The 9710-nt window shown below is 63.0% G+C and carries 7 protein-coding genes; 1 reads left to right on the forward strand and 6 read right to left on the reverse strand.

All coding sequences use genetic code 11. From position 1 onward, the window contains the following. The 4 genes from VEK15_03835 to VEK15_03850 form a co-directional block, all read right to left on the reverse strand. On the reverse strand, window positions 1-1088 hold a 1088-nt coding region (locus VEK15_03835), incomplete at its 3' end, for a biotin carboxylase (GenBank protein HXV59800.1). Continuing rightward, entirely contained in the window at window positions 1085-3826 is a 2742-nt protein-coding gene (locus VEK15_03840; protein HXV59801.1) for an aminotransferase class I/II-fold pyridoxal phosphate-dependent enzyme, read from the reverse strand. The genes VEK15_03835 and VEK15_03840, both read right to left, overlap by 4 nt. Beyond that, window positions 3823-4725, reverse strand: coding sequence for a carbon-nitrogen hydrolase family protein (locus tag VEK15_03845; protein HXV59802.1), 903 nt, complete (start codon window positions 4723-4725; stop codon window positions 3823-3825). Before VEK15_03845 ends, VEK15_03840 begins: the two co-directional genes overlap by 4 nt. Beyond that, entirely contained in the window at window positions 4725-4931 is a 207-nt protein-coding gene (locus VEK15_03850) for a hypothetical protein (GenBank protein HXV59803.1), read from the reverse strand. Before VEK15_03850 ends, VEK15_03845 begins: the two co-directional genes overlap by 1 nt. A 274-nt stretch (window positions 4932-5205) precedes the next feature. Here VEK15_03850 and VEK15_03855 point away from each other — a divergent pair, with 274 nt between their 5' ends. Beyond that, window positions 5206-8052: a protein kinase gene (locus tag VEK15_03855; protein HXV59804.1), complete on the forward strand. Its 2847-nt coding sequence runs from the start codon at window positions 5206-5208 to the stop codon at window positions 8050-8052. A 31-nt stretch (window positions 8053-8083) separates the two neighbouring features. Here VEK15_03855 and VEK15_03860 read toward each other — a convergent pair whose 3' ends face one another. Together VEK15_03860 and VEK15_03865 are read right to left on the reverse strand one after the other, a co-directional pair. Beyond that, window positions 8084-8749 (reverse strand): DUF6483 family protein, encoded by a 666-nt coding sequence (locus VEK15_03860; GenBank protein ID HXV59805.1) that lies wholly within the window; start codon window positions 8747-8749, stop codon window positions 8084-8086. A 29-nt stretch (window positions 8750-8778) separates the two neighbouring features. After that, on the reverse strand, window positions 8779-9710 hold a 932-nt coding region (locus VEK15_03865), incomplete at its 5' end, for a fumarylacetoacetate hydrolase family protein (GenBank protein HXV59806.1).

A 9710-nucleotide genomic window follows, 5' to 3' on the forward strand; every position in this document is an offset into this window, starting at 1 on the left:
GACCAGCTGTCGATGTTCTCCGGGTCGGCCCACCGTTCGTTCAATCCCTCGACGTCGAGCTCGAAGTCCACGCCCGACCATTCGAGGAGGTGAAACAGAAAGAGAGGCGCGTCGGCCTGCGCGAACGAGGCGAGGTTCGTCATGGAGCTAGCGCCGGTGATTCTGGGGTTCACCTCGCCCAGGTAGACGTCTTCGGTATCGAGGTCGTACAGGTAATCGCATTCGAAATAGCCGCGATAGCCGCGGCTTCGGAGCGCTTCGCCGAAACGAAACGTGGACTCCCGGGCGCGCTCGCGCACCTTTCGGGGAAAGGCGTTTCCGAAGACCTCGTTTCCGCACCAGCCTCCCTGATATGGGGTGAGCTCGGGAAACCCGACGAGCTCCGTCATGAGCGGGCCCACGATGGTGCCGTGGCGGGTGACGCAGGCCTCGAGGGCGGACCCCCGGCAGCGGATGCGCTTCATGATCTTGACCTCGGGCTCTTTTTCGATCTCTTCGGCGTGCTCGTCATAATCCGCTTTCGACTTGATAAAGAAGGTGGTATGGCCCGAGTCGCCGAAGGCCGTCTGGATGACGAGGTCTTCGCCGAGCTTCGCCTCTCTTGCCGTCTCCCTCAGGCTCTCGTAGCTCGACACCTTGGCGAGCGTGTTCGGAACCGACGGAACCCCCGCTTCATCGCCGATTCGGGTGGCCGAGATCTTGTCATCGATCTCCTCGCGGAGGCTGGCGGCGGGAAAGCAGAGCTCGAGGTCGAGCTCCTTGCAGAGCGCCTCGGTCGTCTCGTCGAAGAAGAGAAAAACCGCCCGCCCCCGGCCTCGGCTCCGAAGATAGTCCACAACCGTTTTGTGCTCGAGAAGATAGTTGTTGATCTCCTCGATGCTCTGGAAGACCCGGTCGGTGCGCTCGGGCGGAGCGACCACGTTGGGATGATTCCCGTCGAAGCAATCGATATAGCAGATGTACTTGAAGTTCTTTACCCACTCGTCGATTCCGAGAAGATTGAAGTTGGTGGCGCTGACGAAATATGTCGGAACGTCGTTTCGGTAGAAGAACCGGCGGATGTCCGAGATTCCTTTCAACTTCTTCATGGTTTCACGTCTCCCAACACTTCCTGTTTGAAGACCCGGAGGCCGAACTCCGGGGTGTAGCCATGGATTTCTTTGACATCGAGCGCGAGCAGATAAGCAAGAATCTCGTGGCTGAGAATTTGTCCCGGCACCAGAACGGGGAATCCCGGCGGATAGGGCGTGACGAACCCCGCCGAGACCACCTCGCGGCCAGCCTCCATCTCGCGCTGCACCGAGCCGTCGAGTCTCAGAAAATCGCAAGCCTGGTCGTTTCGTCCGAGGAAGAAGGCCGCCCTCAGATCGCCTTCCGGCGTCTTCGAGCCCGCCGCGGTTCGGAAACGATCGTGGAACCGGCTGAAGTTGGGAAGCGGGGGAAGACGCTCGGTCAGTGCCCTCACCTTTTCCCGATCGAGCTCTTTTTCCAGGCTGCTCTCCTGTTCCGCGCGCTCTTCGATCTCACGGGCGATCTGGGTCAGGACCTCGAGGAGATAAGCGACGGCGCCCCGCGTCGTTCCGATGTTCAGCATGAAGAGCAGCGTGTTGCGGGACGTCTTGTTGATCTGGATGTCGTAGCGATCCATGAGGTGCTTTCTCAGCGTGTCGCCGTCCATCCCCGTCTTGCCAATGTGAACGGTCACGCGCGTGGGATCGAGAGTGAACTCGTCCCCTTGCCACGCATCACCCATCGCCCGGTAGCCCGCCTCGGGGCCGTAGAACTCTTCGAAGCCCGAGGGGCGGTGGTCCGCGGGTACGAGGTCTCGGACCTTCAATACCTGGAAGTAACGGCTCAGAAGCGGGCTTTCCTGGATCCGCTCCCGGAGCGTCATCGCAAGCGAAACGCTCTGCTCCACGAGCTCGAACCCCTCCAGCTCCACCTGCCTCCGACCCACGTCGAGCGAGGCAAGAATCTGATAGTTCGGCGACGTCGAAGTATGGGTCATGTAAGCTTCTTCGAAGGCTTCGTGAGCGAGCGTCCCAAAGTCCTGATCATAGACGTGGATCATCGAGCCCTGCCGCAGCGACGTCAGGGTCTTGTGGGTGGATTGAGTCGCGTAGACGCGCACCCGCGCGCACTCGGGATCCGGCATGCCGTCGGCTTCGCCCTTGGACCGCGCACGCCGGTGAGCCTCACCATACTCCCTCGACTGGAGCATGTGCTTCAGCCGGCGGGCAGCCGCCATGGCCGTCCGCGCCCGATAAGTGGGCGAGAACCGGGCGAAGCCGAACCAGGCCTCGTCCCAGATGAAAATCATGTCGGGCTTGACGGCCAGCACCTCCTTCATGACACGAAAGGGGTCGTACACGATGCCGTCGAAGGTACAGTTCGTAAGGAGAAGAAGGCGGACGCGATCCAACTTCCCTTCCTCTTTCAACGCGAGAAGCTGCCTTTTGATCTCGAACAGGGGCACGGCGCCGTACATCGAGTAGGGTTGGACGGGGTAGGGGTCGAGATAGACGGGAAGCGACCCCGCCAGAACGATCGCGTAGTGATGGGACTTGTGGCAGTCTCGCGAGACGAGGGCGATCTCGTTGGGCGCCATCAGGGCCTGGACGACGATCTTGTTCGCCGTCGAGGTGCCGTTGGTAACGAAATAGCTGCTCTTCGCCCCGAAGGCGCGGGCCGCTTTCTCCTGGGCGCGCTTGATGGGCCCGTGAGGCTGGAGCAGCGAATCGAGCCCGCCGGTGGTGGCGGAGGTCTCCGCGAGAAAGATGTTCTCGCCGTAGAATTCACCCATGTCCCGTATCCAATGGGATTTGCTGATCGAGTTTCCCCGCGAGATGGGAAGCGCGTGGAAGACCCCCGTCGGCCGGTGGCTGTATTCCCGGAGCGCGTTGAAAAAGGGGGTCTCGTAGCGGTCGTCGATCCCTTTCAGGATGCTGAGGTGGAGCTCGAGGTAGTCCTCCTGCTGGTAGAACACCCTTCGAAAGGCCCGGCCGGTATGCCCGGCGACGTTTCGCAGCGGATCGTCGGTCACGAGGAAGAGGTCGAGCTCCGGCCTCAGCGCTTTCAACGTCTCCCCGAGCGCCCGGCTCGGCATGATCTCCAGCTTGTCCCCGAGCGCCTCGACGTCCACGAGCGCCAGGTAATCTCGAATCGCGGGCAGCGTCGTCGCGGACTCGAAGGGAAAGCTGTAGCGTATGACGACGCTCTGGATGTTATGGTTGAAGAGGGTCGCGATGACGGCGTCCTCGAAGCTTCCCACGACGACCACGTCGTAAACGAACTCATCCTGATCGCGCCTCATGCCGAGCATGCGCTTTCTCACGTCCTGGTGATCGGGGGTTCCGCCACCGACGACCTCGTCCACGACGAGCACTTCGCAGTAGGGCCTCGAGCCGGATGCACCAATGTGCTCGACGATCTCCGCGCCGCTCGCGTCCATCGTGTCGAAATCCTCGTGAAAGATCTCGCTCACGTCGCGACGGCGATAAGAGTCGCCAACCAGGAGGCGCACCACGCGCTCGGTCTGGCGGGCCTGGGCGACGAACAGACCACGCTTGAGAAGGCTCGCGAGCTGATTCACCGCCCGGGTGCCGGGGAAGGAAAAGTACGCTTCGATCTCGGACAGCACCTTGAGCGTGCGGGTGATCTCTTCTTGAAGCGGCCTGGTGTCCTTGCCGCGTCGCTCGGAACGCTCGCGCCGGGACGTCAGCTGCTTGAGCTCGTTCCAGGTATCGGTTCTCAGTTGAGATGCATCGTAATAGGCCCGAAACGATTCGTCTCTCGCGGCGCGCGGCGACCCGGCCGTACCCTTCATTCCTTCACCTCCGTCCGGGCCGCCGGGCGCAGGCCTTTCTTGGATCCCCGGGTCGGCTTCTCGAGCGGACCGAGCTCGTGGAAGAAACCGTGCTCGCGCCAGTTGGGACCGTAAACGGGAAACTGCACCGTCCGGTCACGGAAGCTCTTGAGAGCCTGGCCGAGCCCGCGCAAACCGACCTCGCGGCTCCGGCGGACGCGGTCGAGGTCGATCTCGAGCGGGAACATCTCTTCGCCCGCGGCTCCCTGATGGAGCACGTCTCCGTGCGGGCCCACGACGATGGACCGGCCGATGCCACCATCACCCGCGCCGTTCACGTCGAAAAAGAAGAGCTGCTGCTGGGCGGCAGTAGCCCGCGCGATGGCGAGCTCCACGTCGCGATCGATGCTCGAAGTGAGCGTGGGGTGGAGGATGACCTCGGCCCCCATCGCCGCGAGGGTGCGCGAAGTCTCGGGAAACCACATGTCGTAGCACACCGAGACTCCGAACCGGCCGATTTCGGGAACGTCGAAGACGAAAAACTCCTCCCCCCCCGACACGCCCTCTTCGTAGGGGTAGAAAGGGAACATCTTTCGGTAACGCCCCACGAGGTTGCCCTCCGGGTCGATGATGCTGGCGGTATTGTAGATGCGCTCGCCGTCGCGCTCGAACATGCTCCCGGGAACAAGCCAGATGCCGTGTCTCCGCGCGAGCTCCCGGAAGCGGTCTTCCGTCTTGTTGGGGAACGGCTGGGCGTTCACCGTTAGCGGACCGAAGAACGCGAGCTCGCTGAACACGACCATCTGAACCCAGGGATAGACGCTCATCAGCACGTTCAGCCGACTCTCCATGCGGCTCGCGTTCTCTTCGACGGCGGAGATCCATTGCTGGATACCAGCGATGGCGAATAACGTGCTCATCAGGCCCCTTCCCCGGCGGCGGACAAAACGGCTTCTTCCACGACATCAAGCTTACGTTCGAGGGGGGAATCGTCGATGATGGACGGCGAGAGGACGCGAACGACATCGACGATGGTGCAGCATTCGTCTCTCGTGACCTCGATGCCGGCGGAGAGAACCGACTCGTCACCGTTGCTTCTGCTTCCGCCGATCGTTTTTCCCTTCACGTCCGTTTTGCCGACCGTTACACCTATCCGACACGAGAATTCTAAACGATGCGATCTTCCGACATCCAGGGCGTTACCTCCTCATCGTTACCTGGGCTTCCGTGTTGATGAATTCGCAGAGGTCGATGACTTTCCGCGAGTGTTTTCAGACCGGCTCGGTGCCTCCTTTCTTGCCGAGGGTCGGGCGGCCATGGTATATGCATCGAGTCGGCAAGGATACTTCGAGGCAAGCTCGACGGAGCCAGGAGCGCTGACGAAACGGGGCCTTCAGAGCATGAGCTCCTCCCGCTGGCAAGAGGTCAAGTCTATCGTCGACGCTGCCCTGGAGCGTGACGAGTCGGAACGAGCGCGTTTCCTCGAGGAGGCCTGCCGGGACCCCGACCTCCGCCGGGAGGTGGAGTCCCTCCTGGGCTTCCAAAGCACCGGCTTTCTCGAACGCTCACCCGTCGAACCGGCGCTGGAGTCGGAGCGGGACGATCCGTCCGGGGCGCTCGTCGGCCAGATGCTCTCGAACTACAAAGTGCTCTCGGAGCTCAGCCGCGGCGGGATGGGCATCGTCTACCGCGCTCTCGACGTGAAGCTGAAACGAGAAGTCGCCATCAAGGTCCTTCCGCCGCATCTCATGGCGAATCAGGAGCGCAAGCGTCGCTTCATCCGGGAGGCCCAGGCCGCCGCGGCCCTCGAGCATCCTCACATCGGTGTCATCTACGAGATCGACGACGTCGGCGACCTGACGTTCATCGTCATGGAACTGATACAGGGCGAGAAGCTGTCGGACTTGCTCTCTCGGGAACGTCTCGGCGCCAAGCGGTCGCTTCGCCTGATTACGGAGATTGCCGAAGGTCTCTCGCGCGCGCACGAGAGAGGCATCGTTCATCGGGACGTCAAGCCGGGAAACGTCATGATCACCAAGGACGGGCACGCGAAGATCATCGATTTCGGGCTCGCAAAACTCGTGGAGCCTTCCGGCGCTCGCGATACGGCAGCCTTCACGGCAACCGCGGCGAGGACGGACCCCGGCGTCGTCGTGGGGACGGTGTCGTACATGTCTCCGGAGCAGGCGCGCGGCGAGGCCGTCGACCACCGGAGCGACATCTTCAGTCTGGGCATCCTCCTCTACGAGATGCTCACGGGTAAGCTCCCGTTCCGAGGCCCGAGCGGGGCCGAGACCCTGAACGCCATCATCAATACCCCGGCGCCCCCCATCGAAGCCTCGGTGGAATACCCTCCCCGCCTTCAGCGGATCCTCGATCGGTGCCTCGCGAAGAGACCGGAGGAGCGATACGCCCATATGGCCCCGCTCGTGTCGGACCTGCGGGCCGCGGAGTGGGACGCACGCCGCCCATCGGATCGCTTTCGGATCGTTCCCCGTTCGATTCGGCTCACTGCGGCGATCGTGGCGGTAGCGGTAGTGGTTGGCATTGGCGTCACCGCGTACCTCTCTCGAGACCGGCCGCGTCCCGAGCTCAGCCAGCCCGTCCAGGTGACGCTCGCCCTGGGTGTCGAGGACTACCCCGCATGGTCTCCGGACGGCCGATTCCTCGCCTACGCATCGAGCGAGAGCGGCGTCTTTCGTGGAGGAAACTGGGACATCGAAATCGCGCAGCTCGGGAGCGGTGCGCCGTTGAACCGAACGCGCGACTACGACGGCGTCGATTCCTATCCGAGCTGGTCTCCTGATGGAAGTCAGATCGCCTTTCATTCCGGCCGTGACGGAGGCGGGGTCTTTCTCATGAGTCCCTTGGGAGGCACCCCGCGTCGAATCGTTCCCCCGGAGCGCTCGCAGCACGCCGAGTTCTCGAGCGCTCCGTGCTGGTCGAGGCACGGCACCGAGCTCGCCTTCATCGACCATACCGAGCTGGAAGTCCTCACTCTTGCGACGGGCGCCTTCCGCCGGTTTTCCCTGCCGGGAAGCTCGGCAACTCGATATGATCCGAGCTGGTCGCCCGACGAAAAGCTCATCGCCTACGTCGCGGCGCAGAATCGTACCGCTACGGTGACTCAGCTCTGGGTGCTCCGCCTCGCCGATGGAGAAGCCCTTCCCCTGACCGACGGGAAGTCCAAGGTCTGGAGCCCCGGCTGGTCACTTGACGGGCGCTCGATGTACTTCGTTTCCGACCGGGGCGGCGCCATGGACCTCTGGCAGCTTGCGGTAGCGCCCGATGGGCGGCCGCGCGGCGAACCGCGTGCCCTCACGGTGGGAGTCGGCATGAGACGGGCCGCTCTCTCCGCCGATGGGACCCGGCTCGCCTACTCCGATGGCGGGCGCATCGCCAACCTCTGGCGCGTACCAATCTTCGAAGACCGCGCCGCCACCTGGAGCGACGCCGAACAGCTCACGTTCGATCAATCTCTCATCACGTTTGTAGAGGTTTCACCGGATGGACGGCGCCTCGCCTTCAACTCGCGACGAGCGGGGAATACAGACCTCTGGGTCCTGCCAGCGGGAGGGGGCGAGATGCAGCAGCTGACGACGGACCCTTCCCCCGACTGGTCGCCCTCGTGGTCGCCCGACGGAAAGCAGATCGCTTTCTACTCCCTGAGAAGCGGGACCCGCCATCTCTGGGTTCTGCCCGTAGCCGGCGGCGAGGCGCGCCAGCTCACGAACAGCGACTTCGAGGATTACTCTCCCCGTTGGTCTCCCGACGGGAGCTCCATCGTCTTCTTCTCCCTTCGAAGCGGAAACATGGACATCTGGGTGATCCCCGCCGAGGGAGGTGAGGCGCGGCAATTCACCGATGACCCCCACGGGGACTTCTCCCCTCAATGGTCACCCGACGGTCAAAGGCTGGTTTGGGTCTCGACGCGAGATTCCGAGGTCCCCAAGCTCTGGCGCATTGCCGTCGACGGCGGCGTTGCCGAGCGCCTGACCCGAGGACCGGCATGGTATCCGATCTATTCCCAGGACGGCTCTCACGTCTATTTCACGGGTTACGGAGAACGAGCAGGCAACCTTTGGGAGGTGCCGGCCGAAGGCGGGCCCGAGCGCCCGGTCACCGACTTAAGAGGCAAACGAGGAAGCCTGGGCTCGGAATCGCTCACGACCGATGGTGAGCACCTTTACTTCGCCTGGGAGGAAGACATCGGCGACATCTGGGTCATGGATGTATCGGAGCGTTGAGCCCCAGTAGTCGTTCATGCACCCGCTGGTGCTACATCCCACCTTTCTGGTGCAGTCGGGCGAGGCTTTCTTCCACCTCATCTCGAGGAAGCCTTCCTCGCTCGAGCTCCTCGTCGCTCCTGCGAAGCAACCTCTTGTAGAGATCGATCGCCTCGGGAACGATCTCTGCGTGGCCCGAATCCAGGAGCTCGAACACCGTGTCCTCGGCGGCGGCGAAATCGCCTTCGCGCTCGTAGTGGCGCACGAGCCTCTTCTCGATCTCAGCGACCCGTCCATAGCTCGAGAGAGTTTCGAGCAAGGTATCGATTCGGCGACGATAGCGATCGCCCTCGGGGATGCGCACGAGGCCTTCGCGGCCGGAGACTTCCAAAAGCAGCCCGAGCGAGCGAAGACGGGCCCGGTAAGCGGAAGCCTCGTCGTCTCGGAGCGTGCTCACCTCTCCTTTCTCGAACAAGAGCTCGGCGACGACCAGGCACTTGGCCGGATCGGGGCTCCCTCCCGGGCTCAGGAGTGCGACGACCTGCTCGACCGGCAACGCGAGCAGCGTATCGACGTCGAGACCGACGAACTCGCGTGATGCCTCGGCGATGGCGGCCTCGGCGTCGTCGAGCCGCCCCGCCTTCCGGAGCGTCAGGATGGCGCCGATCGCTCTGGCAAACTGTTCCAGCAGACGAAGGATGTAGTCCCGCTGAAACACTCAGAGATGATAGTGCAAAGAACTGAAACCTATTGCGGATCCTGGTAGCTCTTGACCGGTGGGAGCTGCGCCCCGGTGAGTCCCGTCGGCGCCTCTTCGGACACGACGGGCATGCGCAAAGTTCCGATTCCCTCGATGGTGGCTACGATCGCCTCACCGCGCCGAAGGAACCGCTGCTCGCCCCGTACCGCTGTTCCCATCCCGACCCCACCCGAAGTCCCGTTGTTGATCACATCGCCAGGAAACAGAGTGACGATCGACGAGCCGTACTCGATGAGCTCCCAGAGCGAATGGATCATGTCCCCTGCCTTCGCCTCTTGCATCTTGGTATCGCCGATGCTGAGCGTCTGATGCAGCTTCTCCATCGGGTCGCCGTAGAACTCCTTGGGCACGATCCACGGACCCATCGGCGCGAACGTGTCATGGCCTTTCGCGACGAACCAGTCGGAGCGCAAGGGGTTTCCTCCTGGCGGTCGGCCCCCACGGTCGGAGATATCGAGTGTGACGGTGTAGCCGAACACATAGTCCTCGGCATCGTTCGCGGAAACGTACTTCGCCGCTCGGCCGATGACGGTACCGAGCTCCACTTCCCAGTCGGTTCGATCGCGTCCGTAGGGGATGACGATGGGGTCGCCGTTCCCGATCACTGCCCCCCGGCTCGGCTTCAGGAACAAGTAGGGCACGCCACGGTTCTCACGCCGTTGCCGCCGCGCCTCCGCTCGCTCCTCCTTGGTACCCGTCTCGTTGACGTGGCTATAGAAGTTCACCGCGGCGTTCAGGATTTTTCCGGGGTACAGGATGGGCGGGAGAGTCCGAACCTCGGCGACGCCATGGACGTAGTCCGGCTGGCTTCGGGCCGTCAGCATCCCTCGAACAACCAGATCGTTGACGATCTCGTACGTGCGGCGCTTCAGCCCGGTGTCATAGCGCTCGATGAGCTCGAGCATATCCCTCGGTGCCG

It is taken from the genome of Vicinamibacteria bacterium (assembly GCA_035620555.1).
In the GTDB taxonomy this organism is placed as follows: Bacteria; Acidobacteriota; Vicinamibacteria; order Marinacidobacterales; family SMYC01; genus DASPGQ01.